We start from the raw sequence: 20,108 nt of genomic DNA, 5'->3' as shown, positions 1-20,108 counted from the left end.
CCAGCCGACCCCGCGTCCGCACGGCGCCGGAAGGCCCTCGCGGCGTCGGCTGTCGAGCCGGCCCTGGCCATCGTGGTGGCGCCGCGGTGGGATTCGCCCGGTGGTTCACCCCGATCCGGGAGGGGGCGACCGCCTTGAGGCGCGGCGCGCGCCGACTGCGCCCGCCATCCGGCGGGCACCCCGCCGACCGGCCGCGGGGATCCGCGCCTGCCGGCCCCGTGGGCACCCTCCCAGCTGCGCGGGGAGTCACCCGTGCAGGATCAACTGCCCGCCGGCGCCGGTGTGGTGGCGGACCAGAAGTCGTCCTGAACGTCCGGACGCGGAGGGTACGGGGCAGGACGGTCCGGGGTGTTCGGCTTGGAGGTGGGCTGCTGGATGCCGGTGTCCTCCAGGCACGGCGTGGACGCTCCGAGGAAGAACTGGCCCTCGCCGGCGACCTTGACCTCCAGGCTGTAGCCGTCGGGAGTACTGGCGTAGATGCCGGGGAACGTCGGGCTCTTGCGCACGCTGGTGATCTTGTAGCCGCGCTCCTTCCAGGACCGCTCGATGACGCCCAACAGGGCACCCCGGCGCTGTTCGGACACGATGGTCAGGACGGCGATCGACCGGTCGGCGGCCGCCATGCCTGTCGTATTGCCCAAGGCGTTCGTGCAACCGGCGTCCGAGGACGGACCGTGGTTCCACTTCAGTTCCGGCTGCACGGCGGCCAGGGTCTCCTGAAGGATGACGTCGGCGCGCTCGGCGCCCTGCTGCAGCTGCACGGTGTCGTTCCTCTTGGCTGATCCGTCGTCGGCACCCGGGCCGCAGCCGGCAACGAGCGCTGCCAGGGCGAGGAGTGCGCCTGCGGTGCGGGGTGACTTCATCGGGGTTCCTCGGTGCTGATGTCCTGGGGATGCCCCGCAACGATGAGCGCGATGTTGGTCGCGGACTCTCTGTCCTTCGTGGGGTTGAAGTAGTTCGAGTGGGCGTCCATGGGGCCGTCGCCCCCGATGATGGGCCTGGGCCCGTCGTCCACCTTGAACCGGTTGGCACCGAACTCCCTGCGGGACGGATCCGTACCGAAGTAGTTCTGACTGTCGTCGGTGACGGCATCGCCCACGACGAAACCGTGGACACCGCCGACGACGCCTCCGATGAACGCTCCGCCCACCGTACCGACCGGCCCGAGGGCCGATCCTGCCACGCCGCCGGCGACGGCAGCCACTCCGCCACCCACCAGCATCGCCCCGGACTCCACCTTGTTCGGGGCCTTGGACACGGGGTCGTTGTCGGCAGCGCCGACGAACACGTGGTCCTTGCCCACCCCCAGCTGTTCGGCGCGCTGGGCACCGGTGCCGGGGCTGCCCACCAGGACGATGTCGTCGACGCCCGGGATCCCGCCGCTCTGCAGCGCCGCCTGGCCCACGGTCAGCGATCCGTACGAGTGGCCGATGGCCGTGACGTGAGGGTCGGGGTTCTGGTTGGTGGCACTGATCCCCGCCATGAACTGGTTGTACGCGGGCGCGCCCTTCTCGGCGTGCTCCTGGAACATGACGTCCGTGTTGTCGACCACACGCGCCGCGGGCAGCTGCGGCGCGTCGTAGCCGAGCCAGACGATCGACGCCGAGCTCGAGTCGAACTCCTGCGCTCCCTTGGCGGTGTCGCGAGCACGCTTGAGGTCGTTCCGGGCGAACTCCGCGTCCAGTGCCGTGCCCAGCCCGGGTATGTACGCGGAGACGTTGCGCGACGTGTCGGGGTTGCCGTAGGCCACGATGGCCCGGCCGCCGCCCTGGTCGCCGATGCCCAGCAGGTACATCGGCGGGTCCTTGGGCCCCGGGTTCCGCAGCTGGTCGTCGATCGAGCGCATGCCCGCCAGCTGGGTCTGGGACTTCTCGTCGCTCTGCTCCGACAGCTTGCCGATCAACAGTTGCAGGTTGTCCCGGTTGGCCTCGTCCCGGACCTCGGACGGGACACCGTCCAGGTTGCCGATCACATCGGGATAGGTGGCCAGGAGCTCGGCCCGCTGGTCGTCGCTCAGCCCCTGCCACCAGCTGTGGCGGTCCGCCGGGGACCTGTCCTCCGGGATGGTGTCGCGCAGGTAGTCCCCCGCCTCCTTTCGGACGACGGCGGCGTCGCCCGCCGCGTCGGCCCAGGTGGCCTCCGTGACGTCGAGCCCTTCCGGGGCCTTGAGGCGATTGAGCGCCTGGGTGAAGCGGGAGTCCACGTCCTGGGCTGCCTTCAGCGCGTCCAGGATGCGGGTGGCGATCTCCTGGGCGAGGCCGTGGTGGGGGTTCGCGTTGGTGGGGAACGGCGCCTTGCCCAGCGGGTGGGTGTCCGCGCCCTGGAGGTACAGCGGCTTGTCGACGCCCCGTACGGAGCCGCCCGGCACGGGTTCCTTGGTCAGGAAGTTCTCGCCCCCGGGCGGGTACTGCACCGATCCGTCCGGATGCACGGTGAAGCCGCGGGCTGACGCGTCCTCCAGCGCCGCCTTGAGGCGCACCTGCTCCTCGGCGAGCTCGTGGGCCAGAGAGTTCAGCGTGGTGCGGACGAGGCCGCATTCGGTGTGGATGAAGTCGAAGTTCCGGTCGACCCGCTTCAGCCGATCGCGCGCCGCTGTCGCCGACACGCCCTTCTGGTCCTCCAGCGACTTGATCATCCGTACGCTGATCCGGTCGCGCCCCGCGTCCGCCCGGGTGCTGACATCCGCCCACGCCGCTGCCGCCTCGGTGAACTCCTGGGTCTTCGCATCACGCAACTGCTGCCAGGTCAGGGTCACTTCGACGCACCCTGATGCGTGACGAGGTACGAGAACCTCAGCCTGTTGTTCTCGTCGATCTCGCCGATCTCCCGCGCGACGTTCTGCAGGGCGGACTGCACCGACCCGCACTCGTCACGTACGGCGGCCACCCGCTTCTCCCAGGAGGCGCGGACCGCGGCCAGTGCGGCCGTGGCGGAGAGTCCCGCCGTACCGGCCTCGACGCCCTCATGGGCGGCCGCCATCTTGCCCAGGCCCTGCGCGGTGGTGACGCGCAACTCGCCGGCCGCGGCCGAGGCCTTGGACCAGGGCCCGCCGGAGTGGGCCAGATCCTCGCCGGCGCCGCCGTTGCCACCGCCCGGGGCGTCCGTCGACGCGAGCCGCATCGCCGCCGGTTCGCCGAACAATTCCTGCCAGCGCGCCGGCAGATCCGTCTGTGTGCTCATGTGCCGTGCCGCTCCCCCTGGGCGCTCCCCGCGCCTACGCCTCGTACGAAACCAATACCGGGCTCTCGAACACAAGCTCATCGGGCGGCGACATGGGGATTGACCTGCGATGACATAGCAGCCGGGGTCGGGGCCGGCAAGGGGCGGCATACTCAGGTGCAGGCCCGGCGCCTGAGCCGGAGCACTCACCGGGCCCGGGCGCCGGGGGTGGGCGGGTCAGAGCAGGCGGCGGGCCTCCGGGGTGATCGGGACGTCGTTGATGCTGGCCTCGCGGCGGCTCATCAGGCCGTCGGGGGCGAACTCCCACTGCTCGTTGCCGTGGCTGCGCCACCACTGGCCGGCGGCATCGTGCCACTCGTACTCGAAGCGGACCGAGATGCGGTTGCCGGTGAAGGCCCAAAGCTCCTTGCGCAGGCGGTAGTCGAGCTCGCGCTGCCACTTGTCGGCGAGGAACGCGCGGATCTCGGTCCGGCCGGCGAGGAAAGTGTCGCGGTTTCGCCAGACCGAGTCCTCCGTGTACGCGAGGGCGACGCGCTCGGGATCGCGGCTGTTCCAGGCGTCCTCGGCGGCCTGGACCTTGGCGCGGGCGGACTCTTCGGTGAAGGGGGGCAGGGGCGGACGTGTCACGGCGCATCCTTGGGGAGCAGGGGTGAGAACGATCGTTCTCCAGCCTAGGAGAACGAGCGTTCTCCTCGCAAGGGGGGAACGAGCTACCCTGCCTTCATGGACGACGAAGAGGCGCGGACCCGACTGCTGGACGCGGCGGAGGAGCTGTTCTACCGGCACGGCATCCAAGCCGTCGGCATGGACCGCATCCGCACCGCCTCCGGGGTCCCCCTCAAGCGCCTGTACCGACTCTTCCCGGCGAAGGAGTCCCTGGTCACGGCCTATCTGGAACGCCGCGACCAGCGCTGGCTGGACTCACTGCGCACGGCGGCGCTCGCGCCGTCGGAGCCGCGGGCGCGGGTGCTGGCGGTGTTCGACTGGCTGGCGGCCTGGTTCGCCGAGCCCGACTTCCGGGGCTGCGCGTTCCTCAACGCGTACGGGGAACTGGGCGCGGCGGCGCCGGAGATCGTTCGGGTGCACAAGGCGGAGCTCCACGCCCTGCTGGCCGACCTGGCCGCCGACCCGGCCCTCGCCGACCAGCTCCTGATCCTGACGGAGGGGGCGACGACGGTGGCCGCACTGAACCCCGGCCCGGAGCCGGCGCACCGGGCCCGGGAGATCGCGGAACTCCTCCTGGCTGTGTGACGCAGGTCACATTCACTGAGCCCGCGAGGCTGTCACATCCGGGCCGCGTTTTCCGTCAAAGCTGTGTAACCGTCGACACGACAAGGACAGAACGATGGAAGCGCGTCTCGACTTCTTCGGCAACGCGGTCTCAGCCAAGTTCGGCCGGTACATCAACTCCGCGAACAAGGTCATCGTGGACTCGACCCTGCCGCACGCCACGCAGGAGCTGGTGAAGCTCCGCGCCAGCCAGATCAACGGCTGTGGATTCTGCACCGACATGCACTTCAAGGACGCCTCGCACGCCGGGGAGGACCCGATCCGGCTCAACCTGGTCGCCGCCTGGCGCGAGGCGAAGGTGTTCACCGACGCCGAGCGGGCGGCCCTGGAGCTGACCGAGCAGGGCACCCGCATCGCCGACGCGGCCGGCGGCGTATCGGACGAGGCCTGGGCCAACGCGGCCAAGTACTACGACGAGGACCAGCTCGCCGCGCTGGTCTCTCTCATCGCGCTGATCAACACGTACAACCGCATGAACGTGATCGTCCAGCAGCCGGCGGGCGACTACCAGCCGGGCCAGTTCGACTGATCACGCGCCGCACGCCGCGGACCCCGCGCCGGACCGGCCCCGACAGGGGAGGGGCCGGACCGCGCGCACCGCTCCGCGCAAGCCCCGTCCCGGGTACGGGTAGGGGTACGGGTACTCACGACAGGACCCCCGGATCCACCCGACCATGGAGGGAGTCCACACACTCCGGGTCGGCGAAGGACAGCCCGAGACGTGGCCCTTCCTGCCCGAGCTCGTCCTGTGCGCGTACTGGCCCAGTCGCTCTGCTCTGAACGTTCGCCGGAGCCCTCCGCGGCCGCCTCCGGCGCGACGGGACGCGCAAGGACATCGGCTGAGGAAGCGAACCCGCGCGGGACGGTTCCGGCCGCTTAGCCGCCGGCGCTGCGGGGGAAGGTGATCTCGACGCGACGGTTCTTCTTGCGGCCTTCCTCGGTGCTGTTGTCGGCGATCGGGTAGTCCTCGCTGTACCCGCGGACGTCGAAGACCACGCTGGGATTGGTGACGGTCTTGGAGAGCTCGGCCTGGACGGCGTCGGCGCGCTGCTTGGACAGTTCCTTGCCGTGCTCGTAGCTGCCCTGGTCGTCGGTGAAGCCGAACACCCGTACGCGGGTGGCCTTCTGCGTGTTGATCTCGGCGGCGATGGCCTGGATCCGGGCGGCGGCCTGGGCGTTGAAGACGGCACTGTTCTCCGGGAACAGCACCTCGGACTGCAGCGCCATCATGACGGTCTGGTTCGTCTCCTGCCGCCGCTGCTCGCCGCCGAGGTCTTCGACGACCTCGGCGATGTCCAGCACCTTGACGGGAGCGAGCGTCCCGCCCTGCGGGATCTTGAGCCCGGGGGCGTTGGAGTCGATGGCCACGGGGGCGGAGGCGGATGGCTCCGTGCCGGGGGGTACGGACGGCTTCACGTCATCGGCGTAGGCGGCAGTGGCCCCAATGAGGTGCCCTCCGGCGATAACGAGTGTAGAAACTATGACAGTTGCGGCTACTTGATGGCGTGTGGTCATGGGGTCACCCAGAGATTTTGACAGCGGCCGTGGCGAAGGTCGGGAGGCTGAATTCCACCTCAGTGGTAGAAGCCGGGGGTGCCGGGAACTGAGCGAAGAACGGGATCACCTGGCCGGCGTCGACGCTGGATACGCCCGTCGTACACAAGCACCTGGACTCCGTGTCCCGAAGCACGTAGTAGCGCTTCTTCCCGGCCTTGTCGACCAGCGTGGCACCGGCGACCGACTCTCCGGTCCCCTTGAGCTCGATCCCACGCCAGGCCACGGTGTCCTTGTACGACTGGGTGCCCGTGTTCTTGATCTGCCCTGTGACAGTGAGGAAGCCACCGGATTCTCGGCGCGCCGAGTTGATCAGAAGGGTCATGCCGGCCTGTCCGTTCAGCGTGGCGATGACCTCGGTCGGCTCCGAGCCCTGGCTTGCGCTCGGTGCCGGGTTCTGAGAACCCGCCCCTTGAGGTTGCGGCGTCGAGGACTTCTGCGGGTCCTTCGGCTTGTTGCTGTCGCCATCGCCGCCACACCCGGCCAGCGTGAGGACCATGACCGCCACACTTGCAACGGCCAGTCCCCCACGGACCTTCACCATGCGCCGAATGCTCATCTATGAACGCTTCCTTGTCTCTTCGTTCCCTGTCAGCCGACGAGTCGCACGCCGAACAGCTTCTTGGTCAATGCCTTGAGCGAGCCCGGATTCAGCGGATCAAGTTCGATCAGCTCCCCGCCGCAGGTGAAGGTCACCGTTGACGGAACCGGCTTGGGCGCAGGCGTAGGCGTGGGGGTCGGTGAGCCGCCCTCAGCCGGCGCTGTGGGGGTCGGACTCGGAGTGGATACCGTGCCTAGACGGCACTTCGACTCGATCAAGGCCGTGGCCGTTGCTGTTCCATGCATGCTGCCGGTCTCAGGAATCACTGACTCTCCGACTGTCCCGTTCGTCTCCACCGTGACGGTGAGTTTCGGGAGCAGGGAGTCGTCGCACCCCGTTGCGTTTGCGTCGTTCTTCGCCGCGAAGGCTTCCGCCGCCGCACAGGCCTCACCAGCCGTGAAGAAGTCCCCATCCACGATCTTCTTCCACTCCGCGGGCTTCAGCGCGGAGAGATTGAGACCGGGCAACAGCCTGTCCCTGGCCTCACGCCCGGCAGCCAAGGCGGCAGCATCCGCAGCCCCCTGGGCATCGCTTCGCCTGACCGACGCCTGACCGATGGCGAAGAAGGCGAGTGCGGCGAAGACCAGGCCCGCCACGACCACCACGTAGATGGGAAACGCCTGCCCCCGGTCACGCCCAGGCTTCCCCCCGGTGTCCACTAGCCGGCTTTGATGTCCGTCACCGCTTGCTTGATCCGCTTCGTGATCTCCGATCCGACTCCGGAACCGACGATCGCTCCCACGATCACGATGACCACCAGGATGATGCCCAGGTATTCGAAGGCCGTCTGGCCGCGGTCGGGGTGGGCGTGGCGCTTGCGGAGGGTTTTTACGGCCGTGTCCGTCCAGCCGTTCACCCTGATCCGTGCCTCCACGGCGGCCTTCAGCAGCGTGTTCTGTGACATGGGGGTTCCCTCCCGGGCCGGTACCGGTGTCGATCTGCGGACGGTACGGCGAGTCACCAGTCGTAACCAAGGGTCCCGGGACCCAATTACGGACCCACTGCGCACTCTGTCTACCCATGACCGGTCACTCCTGGACGGGCGGTTCCCAGCCAGCGGGCTATCGCCTCGCTGCGCGTCGCGCTCTGGAGCTTCGCGAAGATGCGGTTGATGTGGTTCTTGACCGTCTTCTCGCTGATGAAGCAGGCTGCGGCGATCTGCTGGTTGCTCATCCCGGACGCGATCAGATCCATGATCTCCACCTCCCGGGAACTCAGCCCGAAGACAACAGAGTTGTGCATCCGCTCAGAAGACTGTGCCACAGCTCGTTGCGGATGCGAAGAGGCCCGGAGTTCCGCGAGGAGTGCGCTCGCCGCCGTCGGGGTGAAGTGGGGGCGGCCCAGCGGGGCGTCCCGGACCGCCCTCAGCAGCTCGTCCGTCGTGAACTCGCCGTGTACGAAGTAGCCGCCGGCGCCCAACGACAGGGCCTCGCAGATGATGTCGGCTTCCCTGCTGTACGTCAGCATCAGTACGGGAGCCAGCTGGACCAGGTGCGGCAGCGCCGAGATCCCGTCCACGCCCGGCATCCGGACGTCCAGCAGGATCACGTCCGGGGCGTGCCGGCGGGTCAGGCTCAGTGCCTCGCGGCCGTCCTGCGCCTGGGCCGTCACGTCGAGGTCCCCGGCCGCGCTGAGGATCGCCGCCAGGCCCGCCCTGATGACCGGGTTGCCGTCGGCGATGAGCACGCTCAGCCGTGCCATGGCTCAGCCACCCCCGAACAGCGCGCCGAAGTCGACGTTCGCGCCGTAGACGAAGCCGCAGACCAGCAGGATCAGCGTGCCGGGGAGCATGAACATGGTCACCGCGAACGTCGCCTTGGGGACGGCCCGGGCCGCGCGGCGGCGGGCGTTCTGGGCGTCCGTACGGCGCATGTCCTCGGCGATCGCGATCAGGGTGTCGACGATCGGGGAGCCGAGCTCCTCGCCCTGCTGGAGGGCCGTCACGAACTGCGCGACCTGTTCGCTGTCGTTGCGGCGGCGCAGTTCGTCGAAGGCCTGGCGGCGGCTGACGCCCATGTCCATCTGCTGGAGCGTGATGCGGATCTCGTCCGCCCACGGGCCCTCGTACTTGTCCGCCACCCGGTCCAGCGCCTGCCGGAAGCCCAGACCCGCGCTCACCACCACGGCGAGCACGTCGAGGAAGTCGGGCAGGGTCCGCTCGATGTGGTCGCGGCGGACCCTGATGGCCGACCACAGGCCGGCCTCGATCCAGAAGAGCCCGAAGGCCACCATGAGCAGGGCGGCGACCAGCTGGCCGTTGATCAGCATGGAGAAGGCGCCGAGGGCGCCCAGGGCCCCGTACACCGCCCGCCGGGCCGCGTACCGGTCGATCGTGAGGCCGGCCGGGTTGCCCGCCATGTCGATCTGACGGCGCTTGCGGGCGACCCGGGCCGGGCCCATCACGCTCAGAACGAGCGGGGCCCAGCGGATGCCCATGCGGTCGACGAGGGAGCCGACCGCCGTCGTGCGGGTGGCTCCGACCTCCAGGGCGAGCGCGAGGTCCGTGGGCAGTTTCACGTCCGCGCGGTAGAGGCGCAGGCCGTGGAAGGCGCCGAGGACCGACAGGGCCACGGCCAGTGCGAGCAGAAGTCCGATCATCGTCCCGTCCGCCCCCTCACACGTCGATCTTCGACAGGCGGCGGATGAGGATGAAGCCCAGGGCGAAGAGGCCCAGCGCGACGAGTACGGCCGTCTGGCCGAGGAACGCGCCCGTCATCCGGTCCAGCGCGCCGGGCATCATCATGTCGACGAGCAGCAGCGAGCCGAGTCCGATGGACGGGACGAGGTACGCCGTGACCGTCACCTGGGACAGCTGGGTACGGATCTCACGGCGGGTCTCCTTGCGCTGTTCCAGCGTCACCGTCAGGTTGCGCAGGCTGTCCACGATGGCGCCGCCCGCGCGGGCGGACAGGACGAGGGTGGAGACGAGGACGACCAGCTCCCGTGACGGGAGGCGTTCGGTGAGTTCGCCCAGGGACTCCTCGATGGAGTGGCCCACGGCGAGGCGGTCGGCGACGCGCGCCAGTTCCTCGCCCGCCGGAGCCTCCAGCTCCTCGGCCGCGATGCCGATGGCCGTACGGAGGGCCAGCCCGGCCTGGGTGGCGTTGGCGAGGATGCGGGCCAGGTCGGGGAGCTGGTTGATGAAGCGTTCCGTACGCCGCGCCCGCTGCCAGTTGAGGAAGGCGTTCGCCGCCCAGACGCCGATCACGCCCGCCACCGGACCGAAGAACGGCGCGAGGAGAGCGGAGGCGATGAGCCAGACGCCCGCGATCGAACCCAGCATGTAGACGAAGAACTCGCCCGGCGTGAGGTCCAGGCCGGTGGTCGCCAGCTTCAGCTCGATGCGGCGGCCCAGCCTGGTCGTGCGCAGCCGCCGGTCGACGCCCCGGAAGCGGCGCCGCCGCCCGAGGGGCTCCGGCATTCCGCTCGACGAGAGGCGCTCGATCAGGGCGGCGCGCTGGGCGCGCCCGGCGACGTACGCCTGGAGGCCCGCGACGACGAGCACGCACGCGAGCAGGGTGGCGCCGAGGGTGAGGAGGATCAGTGGGTTCACAGGGCGGTCCGGGTGATGTGCGGGGTGGTGAGGGGGTCGTCCGGCAGGGCGACCCCGAAGGCCTGCGGGATGGGCTGGTTGTTCATGTAGAGCCGCTCGGCGATCCGGCGCGGCAGCGGGTAGTACTCGAAGTAGCCGTGCACGCGCCCGTCCGCCGCCATCGGCTGGGCGGCGAAGCGGCAGACCGTGGTGATCCGGAAGGGTTCGCGGCCGTGGGATTCCAGGATGGAGATCTCCGTGATGCGGCGTGAGCCGTCCCCGAAGCGGGTCAGCTGGACGATGACGTTGACGGCGCTGTTGATCTGGTCCTGAAGGGCCTCGAAGGGGATCTCCACCTCCGACATGGAGGCGAGGGTCTGCAGGCGCATGAGCGCGTCGGAGGAACTGTTGGCGTGGACGGTGGCGAGGGAGCCGTCGTGGCCGGTGGACATCGCCTGGAGCATGTCGAGGGTCTCGCCGCCGCGGACCTCGCCGACGATGATGCGGTCGGGGCGCATGCGCAGGGAGTTGCGTACGAGGTCGCGGATGGTGATCTGGCCCTTGCCCTCCACGTTCGGCGGGCGGGATTCGAGGCGGATCACGTGCGCCTGCTGGAGCTGGAGTTCTGCCGAGTCCTCGATGGTGATGATGCGCTCCCCCTCCGGGATCAGGCCGGAGAGGGCGTTCAGGAGGGTGGTCTTGCCGGTGCCGGTGGCGCCGGAGACGATCAGGTTCATCTTGGCGGCGACGAGCCCGGACAGCAGGAGCAGCATCTGCTCGTCGAGGGAGCCGAGCGCGATCATCTCGTGCAGGGTGAAGGCCCGCGGGAAGCGCCGGATGGTGAGGGTCGCGCCGGTCAGGGAGAGCGGCGGGATGATGACGTTGACGCGTTCGCCGCTGGGCAGGCGCGCGTCGACCATCGGATTGGCCTCGTCCACGCGGCGGTTGACGGTGGAGACGATGCGCTCGATGGTCTGCATCAGCTGCTCGTGCGAGGCGAAGCGGAGCGGGAGCCGCTCCACGCGGCCGGCGCGCTCGACGAAGATCTGGTCGGGGCCGTTGACCATGATCTCGGAGATCGAGGCGTCTTCGAGGAGCGGTTCGAGCACACCGAGGCCGAGGGCCTCGTCGACGACCCGGCGGATCAGCTGGGCGCGCTCGACGGTGGAGAGTACGGGGCCCTCGCGGCTGATGATGTGGCCGAGTACGCGCTCCAGGCGCGCCCGGCGCTCGGCGGGCGCGAGCGCGGACATCTCGGCGAGGTCGATCTCCTCCAGCAGCTTGGCGCGGTAGGAGGAGACCAGCCTGCCGTCCTCGCGGGGGCTGTGCCGGTCGTCGGGGGTGTTGACCCGGGAACGCAGGCTCATGGTCCGGTCACCTTCGGGTCGTCGTTGGGCATGACAGCCGTTGCCGATGCCTTGTGGGCGTCGAGGCCGGGCACGATGGAGTTGGCGGTGAGGGTGACGGTGACGCTGACCGCATCGGCCGAGGTGGCCCAGTCGAACGCGGCGCTCTCCGCCAGTCCGCCGCTGATCGCGGCCCGGCCCGCCGCCTCGCCACCCTTGCCGTTACGGGCTTCCACGCGTGCGGCGGTACGCGCCGCCGTGTCCGCCTGCTCCTCGGCGTACGCGACCCAGCCGAGCTGGATCGCGCACAGGGCGACGAACAGCAGGATGGGCACGAAGCCGATGTACTCCAGGGCCACCTGGCCCCGGTCGGAGCGCCAGTTCCGGTTCCGGTTCATGTCACTCCTTCTCCATCGCCGCACCGCCCGTGCCCGTGATCTCGCCGAAGTTGAGCCCGGGGTAGAGGACGGGGATCTTGAGCCTCACGGTCGCCTTGTAGATGTCGCCCGAGGGGGCGCAGACCGCGCGCATGCCCCACGCGTCCCCGATGTGCTCATTCGCCGCCGCAATACAGGCCGCCTGCTCCCCCGTCACCGCCCCCGCCCGCGCCCCCTCGTCCGCCGCGTTGCCCGCCAGGGAGAACGCGTAGCCGATCAGTACGCACTCCCACACCGCCGCCACGAGCAGCAGGATCAGCGGGACCATGCCGACGAACTCGATCGCCACCTGGCCCCGGTCCCCTCTCCGGGCGGGCATCCGTCAGCCCTCCCGGCCGCGGCGCAGGCGGGACACGGCGCCGGCGGCGCGCACCGCGACCGCCGCGCCCGGGGCGGCAGGGGCCGCGGCGGTGTCCGGGACGGAGAGGAGGCCGAGTTCGCCCGCCAGCGTCCACAGGGCCTGCTTGACCGTCGAGCGGTTGTCGAGGTCCTGGACCCGGCCCGCGTCCACGACCGCCTGGAGTTCCTTGAAGGCGGCCGGGACCGGGGTGCGGGTGGCGCGGGTCTTGGTGATCTTCTCGATCAGGGCGGGCTGGATCTCCGTGTGCTTGCTCCAGCGGTTGACGACCATCGCCGTGTCCTCGGCCTTGCGCACCTGGAGGCGTTCCCACATCCGGACCATCCGCTTCGCCGCCCGTACCGCGACCACGTCCGGGGTGGTGACCAGCACCGCGACGTCCGCCATTTCCACGGCGGCGGCGTTCGCGCCGGTCACCTGGGTGCCGCAGTCGATGACGACGAGTTCGTAGCGGCTGCGCAGGGCTCCGACGATGTGCCGGGCGGCCCGGTCGTCGACCTCCTCGCCCCGCTCCCCGTCGGCCGGGGCCAGCAGCAGCGCGAGGCCCGTGCGGTCGTCGTAGACGGCGTCCTGGAGGACCCGCGGGGAGATGTCCTGGATCCCGGCGAGGTCGGCGATGGAGCGGCGGAACTGCACGTCGAGGTACGAGCCCACGTCGCCCGCCTGGAGGTCCATGTCGACCAGTGCCGTACGCCGTCCCGAGGCGGCCGCGGCCAGCGCGAACTGCACGGCGGTGAAGGTGGCGCCGACCCCGCCCTTGGCTCCGGCGACCGTGACCACGCGGCCGCCCGGCCCCGTGAAGACGTCGGCGGCCGAGCCCTTGCCGAGGTGGCGGCGTACGCCCACGGACCACTGGGCGGCGGCCTGGACGCGGGCGGCGAGCTCCTCGTAGGAGAGCGGGAGGCCGATCAGGCCGCGCGCGCCCGAGTCCATGGCGGCGGAGAAGAGCGCCGGGCCGGCGTCGGAGGAGACGAGGACCACGCCCACCGCCGGGAAGCGCAGGGCGACTTCGCGGATCAGTTCCAGTGCGGGGACCGGGCCGATGCGCTCGTGGACGAGGACGACCTCGGGCAGCTCGTCGATGGAGTCGACGGCCAGCCGGGCGAGGGTGTCCAGCAGCGAGGTCGAGTCGGGGACCGGTGCGGCCGGCTCGGCCGACGGGAGCTGGCTGAGGAGGGTGGAGATGGCTCGCGCGGCGTCCGGGTCGCCGACCGCGGGGAGGATTCGGGTGGTCATCCGTGATGCCTCACTTGTCCCCGTCGAGGGTGTACGTACGGTCGCCCGGGGCGGGTGCCGAGTCGGTTCCGGGGGCCACCAGGGCCAGGCGTACGTGCTCCGCGAAGGACTCGGCGTACGCGACGCGCTGGGTGTCCTTGGTGTTCAGGGCGAAGGTGATCGGGACCGCCTCGGCGGGGCCCTTGCGGTCGCTGTCCTTGGCTTCGAGGGCGGTGAGCCGGCCGACGCCCAGGACCCGGGCGTTGGCGACGATGATCACCGACCGCGAGGGGTCGGTGTCCTTGGCGCCCTTGAAGGTGGCGATGATGTTGACCTTGGCGCCAGAAGTGATCTTGCCGGCCACACCGGTCGCCGCGTCGATCATGATGGCGATCTCCTGCTCGCCGGGCTGGAGCTGCGGACGGTCGACGAACATGTCCGCCTGGAGCAGCGAGCCCTTCTTCAGGGTGGTGAGCGCGATCTTGTCCTTGAGCGCGCCGAGGTCGGTGACGGCGGTCTCGGACAGCCAGCGCCTGGGGATCCTGACCTCCTCGAACTGCCCGGCGGCGAGCGGGCTGTACGGCGCTATGTCGCCCTTGGCGCGGTACGCCACGACCTCGGCCCCGACCTTGGAGTTGACGTCGCCGATCACCACGAGGACTCCGGCGAAGGCGCCCAGGGCACACAGGACCGACAGGAGCAGCAGGATGACGCCGCGGCGCTGGCGTGAGTTCATCGGTCTTCCTACCTCGCCGTTCTTCGTTCGTTCGCAGGGGTCGGTCGGTCAGGGTCTGGATCGGGCGGTGCTCGCCGGGGGCGGTGGCGCGGCGGGCGCGGCCGTGAGCGGGGCGGCGCAGAAGCCGCAGCGGTCGCCGATGAGTTCGAGGCCGCACCAGCGGCACTGCTCGCGGCGGACCGAGGCGACCAGCTGGTAGAGCACGGACAGGTCCGGGATGCCGGCGGCGAACTCGACGAGCTTCTGGGTGCCCCACCAGCCGGGCGAGCCGGCGGGCAGCGGGTTCTCCATGACGCCCTGCACCTGCCAGGCGGGGGCGAGTTCGGCCGTGACCCAGTCGGAGGCGAGCTGGCCGCGGGCGAAGGTGAGCTGGGTGGCGAACCCGGGTCCGGCGGGCACCGCGGCCGACGCCTGCGCCCCGGCGGCCCCGAGCTTGGCCAGGTGTGGCGTCGGGTGGGCCAGTACGGCGAACTGCGCGCTCGGCGACCAGGACCTGGCGTGCGCCCCCAGCCCGACCGGGACCCGGACCCGGTCGAGCTTGGCGACCGAGCCCAGGAGGGCGCCCGCGTAGACGTAGTGGGACAGCAACCGGGCCGCGGAGGCGATGATTCCGGGGCTGAAGTCGCAGACGCTGAGCTGACGCAGCTGACGGACCAGCAGGGCCGTGCCGAGCGGCGGCAGATCGATGCCGAGGAGCGCGATCCGGTCGGTCTCCAGGATGGCGCGTACGGTGTGCAGCCGCTGGACGGTGGCGCGCGGGAGCCAGGGCGGTACGAGGGCCACGAGGTGGCCGTGCCGCTCCAGCAGCGCGCTGGTCTCGGCGAGCGCGCCCTCCAGGTCGAGCTGCTCGGGCGGGTGCAGTACGGCGGCCCCGGGCGTGTGCCGGTCAGGGGCCGGAAGTACCAGATCGGCGCTGGTGACAGCGATGGCGGTCGGCACGTGAATTCCCCCGTTCCCCCACGTTCACCCGTGTGCCACGGGCCCGTCGCGCGCTGGACGCGAAGACGCCGCGCACGCGCATGTCCTGCGCGACCGCAAACGATCGACGAGCTTCCCCCTTGCCTCAGCACCATATCCGCGCCACCCCAGGCGGGGCAGGGCCTTGCCGATTCCCGTACGGCCGCCCTCTGTCACAGGTGGCGGGAAACCCGGACAACAGGGATCGACTCTTCGGTCATTTCAAGCCACATCGCAAAGACTCTTGACACGAGGATTGGTCTGGACCAACTTGGCAGCGCACGCCTTGAGTCGGACTCACCCCACCCGGTCCTCCTCTCCCTTCACCACCTTCCTCCCCCCACCGGAGCCCACGTGAACCGCATACGCTCCCTCGTCCTCCCCATCGCCGTCACCCTCACCGCGGGCGCCCTGACGGCCCTCGCCACCGGTACCGCGCAGGCCGTCGACGTCAACGTCGCCCGCAACGGCGGCTTCGAGTCGGGTCTCGCCAACTGGTCCTGCACCGGCGGAACCGGCGCCTCCGTCTCCTCGCCCGTCTACGCCGGAGCCGGCGCCCTCAAAGCCACCCCGGCCGGACAGGACAACGCCCGCTGTAGTCAGACCGTCACAGTCAAGCCGAACTCGACCTACACGCTCAGTACGCAGGTCCAGGGCAGCTACGTCTACCTCGGCGCGACCGGGACCGGCACCCAGGACGTGTCCACCTGGACCCCCGGATCGGGCGCCGGCTGGCAGAAGCTCTCCACCACCTTCACCACCGGCCCCAGCACCACCCAGGTCACGGTCTACACGCACGGCTGGTACGGCCAGCCGGCCTACGTCGTCGACGAGTTCAGCGTGTTCGGACCGGACGGCGGCGGCGGCACCGACCCCGGCCCGGCCATCCCGGGAGCCCCCGCCGGGACCGCCGTTTCCGGCCAGAGCGCGAGCGCTCTCACCCTTTCGTGGAACGCGGTCGGCGGGGCCGCCGGCTATTACGTGTATCAGGACGGCGTCCGCGTCCGGACCGTCACCTCGGGCGCCTCCACCCAGCTCACCGGACTCGCCGCCTCGACCTCGTACTCCTTCCAGGTGAGCGCGTACAACGCGGCGGGCGAGGGCGCCAAGTCCGCTCCGGTCACCGGCACCACGACCGGCACCGGCCCCGGGCCGGGTCCCGGGCCGGCCGTCCCCAAGCACGCCCTGACCGGCTACTGGCAGAACTTCGACAACGGCGCGACCGTCCAGAGGATCTCCGACGTCTCCGCGCAGTACGACATCATCGCCGTCTCCTTCGCCGACGCCACCACCACGCCCGGCGCCATCACCTTCAACCTCGACTCGGCCGGCCTCGGCGGCTACACGGTCGCCCAGTTCAAGGCCGACGTCGCCGCGAAGAAGGCGGCCGGCAAGTCGGTCATCCTCTCCATCGGCGGCGAGAAGGGGACCATCTCGGTCAACGACTCGGCCTCCGCCAACAACCTCGCGAACTCCGCGTACGCGCTGATGCAGGAGTACGGCTTCACCGGCATCGACATCGACCTGGAGAACGGCCTCAACCCCACCTACATGACGCAGGCGCTGCGCTCGCTGTCCGCGAAGGCCGGCCCGTCACTGGTCATCACCATGGCCCGCAGACGATCGACATGCAGTCCACGCAGGGCGGCTACTTCAGGACGGCGCTGAACATCAAGGACATCCTCACCGTCGTCAATATGCAGTACTACAACAGCGGCTCGATGAACGGCTGCGACGGCAAGGTCTACTCCCAGGGCTCGGTGGACTTCCTCACCGCGCTCGCCTGCATCCAGCTGGAGGGCGGCCTCGACCCCTCCCAGGTGGGCATCGGCGTCCCGGCCTCGCCGAGCGGCGCGGGCAGCGGCTACGTCTCCCCGACCATCGTCAACAACGCCCTGGACTGCCTGGCCAGGGGGACGAACTGCGGATCCTTCAAGCCGTCGAAGACTTACCCGGGGCTGCGCGGTGCGATGACCTGGTCGACCAACTGGGACGCCAAGGCGGGTAGTGCTTGGTCGAACTCGGTGGGTCCGAAGGTCCACGGGCTCCCGTAGGCGGTACGTGTGGGGGTGGCCGGATCGGTTCGGCCCGCGCGGCGGGTCCTTGACCGGGACATGCCATGAGAGCACGCTGTGCGCGTCCGCACGGCTACCCCCACACTCCCACCCAGGAGAACGCATGCGGCTCCATACCCGCCGGAGGGCCGCCGTCACGGCGGCCCTGCTGGCGCTCGCGCTGGGCGCACCCGCCTACGGCATGAGCGCGACGGCATCGCCACCGCCCACCCCGTCCACCGCCACCCAGGACGAGGCCATCGTCCAGTACCGGATCCACGGCCCCTCCACCCCCGCCGACCGCACCGCCCTGCTCCGTACGGGCGTCTCGATCGACGAGGTGGACGACCACACGGTCGTGGTCAGCGCGGACACCATGCAGGCGAAGAACCTGCGCGCGCTCGGCTACCGGCTCACCGCGCTGCCCGGGCCGCCGGACCGCTCGCTGCCCGGCATCGCGGCCAGCCCGATGGACTTCCCCCCGGCGGACTCGAAGTACCACAACTACGCCGAGATGAACACGGAGATCGACCAGCGCATCGCCCAGTACCCGGGCATCATGAGCAAGCGGGTGATCGGGAAGTCGTACCAGGGCCGCGACCTCATCGCCATCAAGATCAGCGACAACGTCGCGACCGACGAGGCCGAACCCGAGGTGCTCTTCACCCACCACCAGCACGCCCGCGAGCACCTGACCGTCGAGATGGCGCTCTACCTGCTCAAGGAGTTCGGCTCCAAGTACGGCACCGACTCCCGGGTCACCAACGCCGTCAACGGCCGCGAGATCTGGATCGTCCCGGACCTCAACCCGGACGGCGGCGAGTACGACATCGCCACCGGCTCCTACCGCTCCTGGCGCAAGAACCGCCAGCCCAACAGCGGATCCTCGTACATCGGCACGGACGAGAACCGGAACTGGAACTACAAGTGGGGCTGCTGCGGCGGCTCCAGCAGCAGCAAGAGCTCCGAGACCTACCGGGGCGCGGCCGCCGAGTCGGCGCCCGAGGTGAAGGCCGTCTCGGACTTCGTCCGCAGCCGGGTGATCGGCGGCAAGCAGCAGATCAAGGCCGCGATCGACTTCCACACGTACAGCGAACTGGTGCTGTGGCCCTTCGGCTACACCTACAACGACACCGCCCCGGGCCTGACCGCCGACGACCTCGCCGTCTACAAGAAGATCGGCACGGGCATGGCGGCGAGCAACGGCTACACGCCGGAGCAGTCGAGCGACCTGTACATCACCGACGGCACGATCGACGACTGGCTGTGGGGCAACCAGAAGATCTTCGCCTACACCTTCGAGATGTACCCGGCGAGCGGCGGAGGCGGCTTCTACCCGCCGGACGAGGTGATCGACCGCGAGACCGCGCGGAACAAGGACGCCGTGCTCCAGCTGCTGGAGAACGCGGACTGCATGTACCGCTCGATCGGCAAGGAAGCGCAGTACTGCTCGTAGCCCGTGTGTGAACGGGGCGCCCCGCCGCCAGGGGGGCGCCCCACCCGCGTGTCCGGCCGCGGCTCAGCCGAGGACGGCGAGGGCGTCGATCTCGACGAGCAGCCCGGCCGGCAGGCCCACGTACACGGTGGTGCGGGCGGCGGGGGCCTCCTTCAGGCCCTGCTGCTCGAAGTAGGCGTTGTAGATGCCGTTCATCTCGGCGAAGTGCCCGGTGTCGGTGAGGTAGACGCGGATCATCATCACGTCGTCCCAGCTCGCGCCGCCCGCCTCCAGTACGGAGCGGACGTTCTCCAGCGTCTGGAGGGTCTGCTCGCGCAGCGTCGGCCCGGCGGGGGTGGGCGGGTGCCCGTCGACGTGCGGGAGGAAGCCGACCTGGCCGGCAACCTGGAGGATGTTCCCCTTGCGGACGCCGTGCGAGAACCTCGCGGGCGGGACGGTGTGGGTGTCCGGGGTGATGGCGGTCTTCGCGGTGCCTGCGGTGCTCGCGGTGCCTGCGGTGTTCGCGGTCACGTTCTCTCCTGTGCTCCTGAATAGTCCTGGCTGATGGCATCGGCGGTACGGAGGACCTGCGGCAGCAGTTCGAGGAGCCCCTCGGCGGAGACGACCACACCGGGCGCGGAGACGGACAGCGCGGCGACGACCCGCCCGTCCGGCCCGTGCACGGGCGCGCCGAGGCAGTTGAGGGACTCCTCGTGCCCGCCGAGGTCGGTGGCCCAGCCCCGCTCGCGCACGAGGTCCAGCTCGCGGAGGAAGGCGGCGGCGTCCGGGGTGGAGCGAGGGGTGTAGCGGGGGTACTCGATCCGCTCGGCGAGGGCCCGGCGCTCGGCCTCGGGCAGGTCGGCGAGGAGCAGCTTGGCGACGGCGGCGACGGTGAGGGGGACGGGCCGGCCGATGCGGGAGTACATGCGGACGGGGTAGCGGCTGTCGACCTTGTCGACGTACACGACCTCGTCGTCCTGGTGCAGGGCGAGGTGAACGGTGTGGCCGGTGGCCCGGTTGAGCTCGACGAGGTGGGGGTGCGCGATCTCCCGGACGTCGAGGTTCTCGATGGCCTCGGCGGCGAGCGCGAAGAGCCTCGACCCCAGGCGGTAGCGGCCGTCGGGCTGGCGGTAGACGAAGCCGTGCTCGTCCAGCGTGCGCAGGAGGCGGAGGGCGGTGCTCTTGTGGACGCCGAGCTCGTCCGCGACCGCCCCCAGGGGGGCCGGGCCCTTCGCGAGCAGCGGCAGGATCCGCAGCGCCCGCTCCACCGACTGGCTCATGCCGCGTCCTCTCGTGAGCGTCACTGCGAACACCGGCTCCGCCGACGGCGCGGCGGCGCGCGTTGACCCACCGTCACCCGGGATGTTAGACAGCACGCAGCGGCATACGCAACGACCGTTGCACACCACGCAA

The 20,108-nt window shown here is 70.3% G+C and carries 22 protein-coding genes and 1 pseudogene; 4 read left to right on the top strand and 19 right to left on the bottom strand.

Features of this window, described 5'->3' with window-relative positions:
* Nucleotides 1–260: 260 nt before the first annotated feature.
* From ACZ4VT_RS26900 to ACZ4VT_RS26885, 4 genes are all read right to left on the bottom strand, one after another.
* Nucleotides 261–863 carry a hypothetical protein gene (locus ACZ4VT_RS26900; RefSeq protein ID WP_467953367.1) on the bottom strand — a complete coding sequence of 201 codons (603 nt, stop codon included), beginning with the start codon at nucleotides 861–863 and terminating at the stop codon, nucleotides 261–263.
* Nucleotides 860–2,755 carry an alpha/beta hydrolase gene (locus tag ACZ4VT_RS26895; protein WP_467953365.1) on the bottom strand — a complete coding sequence of 632 codons (1,896 nt, stop codon included), beginning with the start codon at nucleotides 2,753–2,755 and terminating at the stop codon, nucleotides 860–862. Before ACZ4VT_RS26895 ends, ACZ4VT_RS26900 begins: the two co-directional genes overlap by 4 nt.
* Nucleotides 2,752–3,180 carry a hypothetical protein gene (locus ACZ4VT_RS26890; RefSeq protein WP_467953363.1) on the bottom strand — a complete coding sequence of 143 codons (429 nt, stop codon included), beginning with the start codon at nucleotides 3,178–3,180 and terminating at the stop codon, nucleotides 2,752–2,754. Before ACZ4VT_RS26890 ends, ACZ4VT_RS26895 begins: the two co-directional genes overlap by 4 nt.
* Before the next feature lie 216 nt (nucleotides 3,181–3,396).
* Nucleotides 3,397–3,807 (bottom strand): nuclear transport factor 2 family protein, encoded by a 411-nt coding sequence (locus ACZ4VT_RS26885; protein WP_467953362.1) that lies wholly within the window; start codon nucleotides 3,805–3,807, stop codon nucleotides 3,397–3,399.
* A gap of 96 nt (nucleotides 3,808–3,903) precedes the next feature.
* Between ACZ4VT_RS26885 and ACZ4VT_RS26880 the strand changes: the two genes are divergently transcribed.
* Nucleotides 3,904–4,431, top strand: coding sequence for a TetR/AcrR family transcriptional regulator (locus ACZ4VT_RS26880; protein ID WP_467953360.1), 528 nt, complete (start codon nucleotides 3,904–3,906; stop codon nucleotides 4,429–4,431).
* Nucleotides 4,432–4,525: 94 nt separating this feature from the next.
* Entirely contained in the window at nucleotides 4,526–4,999 is a 474-nt protein-coding gene (locus ACZ4VT_RS26875) for a carboxymuconolactone decarboxylase family protein (RefSeq protein WP_362797531.1), read from the top strand.
* A 347-nt stretch (nucleotides 5,000–5,346) separates the two neighbouring features.
* Here ACZ4VT_RS26875 and ACZ4VT_RS26870 read toward each other — a convergent pair whose 3' ends face one another.
* The 13 genes from ACZ4VT_RS26870 to ACZ4VT_RS26810 form a co-directional block, all read right to left on the bottom strand.
* Nucleotides 5,347–5,985: an OmpA family protein gene (locus tag ACZ4VT_RS26870; protein WP_467953357.1), complete on the bottom strand. Its 639-nt coding sequence runs from the start codon at nucleotides 5,983–5,985 to the stop codon at nucleotides 5,347–5,349.
* Nucleotides 5,986–5,989: 4 nt separating this feature from the next.
* Nucleotides 5,990–6,583 carry a hypothetical protein gene (locus ACZ4VT_RS26865; RefSeq protein ID WP_467953356.1) on the bottom strand — a complete coding sequence of 198 codons (594 nt, stop codon included), beginning with the start codon at nucleotides 6,581–6,583 and terminating at the stop codon, nucleotides 5,990–5,992.
* A 32-nt stretch (nucleotides 6,584–6,615) separates the two neighbouring features.
* Nucleotides 6,616–7,284 (bottom strand): pilus assembly protein TadG-related protein, encoded by a 669-nt coding sequence (locus tag ACZ4VT_RS26860; RefSeq protein WP_467953354.1) that lies wholly within the window; start codon nucleotides 7,282–7,284, stop codon nucleotides 6,616–6,618.
* The gene (locus ACZ4VT_RS26855) at nucleotides 7,284–7,529 is read right to left on the bottom strand and encodes a hypothetical protein (RefSeq protein WP_467953353.1); all 246 of its coding nucleotides are present in this window, start codon (nucleotides 7,527–7,529) and stop codon (nucleotides 7,284–7,286) included. Before ACZ4VT_RS26855 ends, ACZ4VT_RS26860 begins: the two co-directional genes overlap by 1 nt.
* 110 nt (nucleotides 7,530–7,639) lie before the next feature.
* The gene (locus tag ACZ4VT_RS26850; RefSeq protein ID WP_467953351.1) at nucleotides 7,640–8,326 is read right to left on the bottom strand and encodes a response regulator; all 687 of its coding nucleotides are present in this window, start codon (nucleotides 8,324–8,326) and stop codon (nucleotides 7,640–7,642) included.
* Between the two features lie 3 nt (nucleotides 8,327–8,329).
* Nucleotides 8,330–9,220 carry a DUF5936 domain-containing protein gene (locus tag ACZ4VT_RS26845; RefSeq protein WP_467953418.1) on the bottom strand — a complete coding sequence of 297 codons (891 nt, stop codon included), beginning with the start codon at nucleotides 9,218–9,220 and terminating at the stop codon, nucleotides 8,330–8,332.
* A 19-nt stretch (nucleotides 9,221–9,239) separates the two neighbouring features.
* Nucleotides 9,240–10,178 carry a type II secretion system F family protein gene (locus ACZ4VT_RS26840; RefSeq protein ID WP_362797540.1) on the bottom strand — a complete coding sequence of 313 codons (939 nt, stop codon included), beginning with the start codon at nucleotides 10,176–10,178 and terminating at the stop codon, nucleotides 9,240–9,242.
* The gene (locus ACZ4VT_RS26835) at nucleotides 10,175–11,524 is read right to left on the bottom strand and encodes a CpaF family protein (protein ID WP_467953348.1); all 1,350 of its coding nucleotides are present in this window, start codon (nucleotides 11,522–11,524) and stop codon (nucleotides 10,175–10,177) included. The genes ACZ4VT_RS26840 and ACZ4VT_RS26835 overlap by 4 nt, the downstream gene beginning before the upstream one ends.
* Complete coding sequence (locus ACZ4VT_RS26830; RefSeq protein WP_467953346.1) at nucleotides 11,521–11,901, bottom strand: TadE/TadG family type IV pilus assembly protein; 381 nt, start codon at nucleotides 11,899–11,901, stop codon at nucleotides 11,521–11,523. Before ACZ4VT_RS26830 ends, ACZ4VT_RS26835 begins: the two co-directional genes overlap by 4 nt.
* 1 nt (nucleotide 11,902) lies before the next feature.
* A complete protein-coding gene (locus tag ACZ4VT_RS26825; protein ID WP_467953345.1) occupies nucleotides 11,903–12,229 on the bottom strand; it encodes a TadE/TadG family type IV pilus assembly protein in 327 nt (108 codons plus the stop codon).
* 33 nt (nucleotides 12,230–12,262) lie between these two features.
* Nucleotides 12,263–13,534: an AAA family ATPase gene (locus ACZ4VT_RS26820; RefSeq protein WP_467953343.1), complete on the bottom strand. Its 1,272-nt coding sequence runs from the start codon at nucleotides 13,532–13,534 to the stop codon at nucleotides 12,263–12,265.
* 10 nt (nucleotides 13,535–13,544) lie between these two features.
* The gene (cpaB, locus tag ACZ4VT_RS26815; RefSeq protein WP_467953342.1) at nucleotides 13,545–14,249 is read right to left on the bottom strand and encodes a Flp pilus assembly protein CpaB; all 705 of its coding nucleotides are present in this window, start codon (nucleotides 14,247–14,249) and stop codon (nucleotides 13,545–13,547) included.
* Nucleotides 14,250–14,297: 48 nt separating this feature from the next.
* Nucleotides 14,298–15,188, bottom strand: a complete 891-nt coding sequence (locus tag ACZ4VT_RS26810) for a hypothetical protein (protein WP_467953341.1) — start codon at nucleotides 15,186–15,188, stop codon at nucleotides 14,298–14,300.
* Between the two features lie 372 nt (nucleotides 15,189–15,560).
* Between ACZ4VT_RS26810 and ACZ4VT_RS26805 the strand changes: the two are divergent.
* Both ACZ4VT_RS26805 and ACZ4VT_RS26800 read left to right on the top strand, forming a co-directional pair.
* Nucleotides 15,561–17,260, top strand: a pseudogene (locus tag ACZ4VT_RS26805) (chitinase).
* Between the two features lie 124 nt (nucleotides 17,261–17,384).
* The gene (locus ACZ4VT_RS26800) at nucleotides 17,385–18,716 is read left to right on the top strand and encodes a M14 family metallopeptidase (RefSeq protein WP_467953339.1); all 1,332 of its coding nucleotides are present in this window, start codon (nucleotides 17,385–17,387) and stop codon (nucleotides 18,714–18,716) included.
* Between the two features lie 63 nt (nucleotides 18,717–18,779).
* Here ACZ4VT_RS26800 and ACZ4VT_RS26795 read toward each other — a convergent pair whose 3' ends face one another.
* Both ACZ4VT_RS26795 and ACZ4VT_RS26790 read right to left on the bottom strand, forming a co-directional pair.
* Nucleotides 18,780–19,226 carry a RidA family protein gene (locus ACZ4VT_RS26795; RefSeq protein WP_467953338.1) on the bottom strand — a complete coding sequence of 149 codons (447 nt, stop codon included), beginning with the start codon at nucleotides 19,224–19,226 and terminating at the stop codon, nucleotides 18,780–18,782.
* Nucleotides 19,223–19,975, bottom strand: coding sequence for an IclR family transcriptional regulator (locus ACZ4VT_RS26790; protein WP_467953337.1), 753 nt, complete (start codon nucleotides 19,973–19,975; stop codon nucleotides 19,223–19,225). The genes ACZ4VT_RS26795 and ACZ4VT_RS26790 overlap by 4 nt, the downstream gene beginning before the upstream one ends.
* Nucleotides 19,976–20,108 lie beyond the last annotated feature (133 nt).

The sequence above is a fragment of the Streptomyces sp. NPDC029164 genome, assembly GCF_055563995.1.
Note: the sequence above shows the minus strand (reverse complement) of the source record. Positions and strands in the feature narration are given on the sequence as shown.

Excerpts from the sequence above, each read along its gene's own strand:
- ACZ4VT_RS26790 (WP_467953337.1), bottom strand. The coding sequence starts at position 19,975 with ATGAGCCAGTCGGTGGAGCGGGCGCTGCGGATCCTGCCGCTGCTCGCG.
- ACZ4VT_RS26855 (WP_467953353.1), bottom strand. The coding sequence starts at position 7,529 with ATGTCACAGAACACGCTGCTGAAGGCCGCCGTGGAGGCACGGATCAGG.
- ACZ4VT_RS26835 (WP_467953348.1), bottom strand. The coding sequence starts at position 11,524 with ATGAGCCTGCGTTCCCGGGTCAACACCCCCGACGACCGGCACAGCCCC.
- ACZ4VT_RS26890 (WP_467953363.1), bottom strand. The coding sequence starts at position 3,180 with ATGAGCACACAGACGGATCTGCCGGCGCGCTGGCAGGAATTGTTCGGC.
- ACZ4VT_RS26900 (WP_467953367.1), bottom strand. The coding sequence starts at position 863 with ATGAAGTCACCCCGCACCGCAGGCGCACTCCTCGCCCTGGCAGCGCTC.
- ACZ4VT_RS26800 (WP_467953339.1), top strand. The coding sequence starts at position 17,385 with ATGCGGCTCCATACCCGCCGGAGGGCCGCCGTCACGGCGGCCCTGCTG.
- ACZ4VT_RS26865 (WP_467953356.1), bottom strand. The coding sequence starts at position 6,583 with ATGAGCATTCGGCGCATGGTGAAGGTCCGTGGGGGACTGGCCGTTGCA.
- cpaB (WP_467953342.1), bottom strand. The coding sequence starts at position 14,249 with ATGAACTCACGCCAGCGCCGCGGCGTCATCCTGCTGCTCCTGTCGGTC.
- ACZ4VT_RS26830 (WP_467953346.1), bottom strand. The coding sequence starts at position 11,901 with ATGAACCGGAACCGGAACTGGCGCTCCGACCGGGGCCAGGTGGCCCTG.
- ACZ4VT_RS26850 (WP_467953351.1), bottom strand. The coding sequence starts at position 8,326 with ATGGCACGGCTGAGCGTGCTCATCGCCGACGGCAACCCGGTCATCAGG.
- ACZ4VT_RS26875 (WP_362797531.1), top strand. The coding sequence starts at position 4,526 with ATGGAAGCGCGTCTCGACTTCTTCGGCAACGCGGTCTCAGCCAAGTTC.
- ACZ4VT_RS26820 (WP_467953343.1), bottom strand. The coding sequence starts at position 13,534 with ATGACCACCCGAATCCTCCCCGCGGTCGGCGACCCGGACGCCGCGCGA.
- ACZ4VT_RS26880 (WP_467953360.1), top strand. The coding sequence starts at position 3,904 with ATGGACGACGAAGAGGCGCGGACCCGACTGCTGGACGCGGCGGAGGAG.
- ACZ4VT_RS26870 (WP_467953357.1), bottom strand. The coding sequence starts at position 5,985 with ATGACCACACGCCATCAAGTAGCCGCAACTGTCATAGTTTCTACACTC.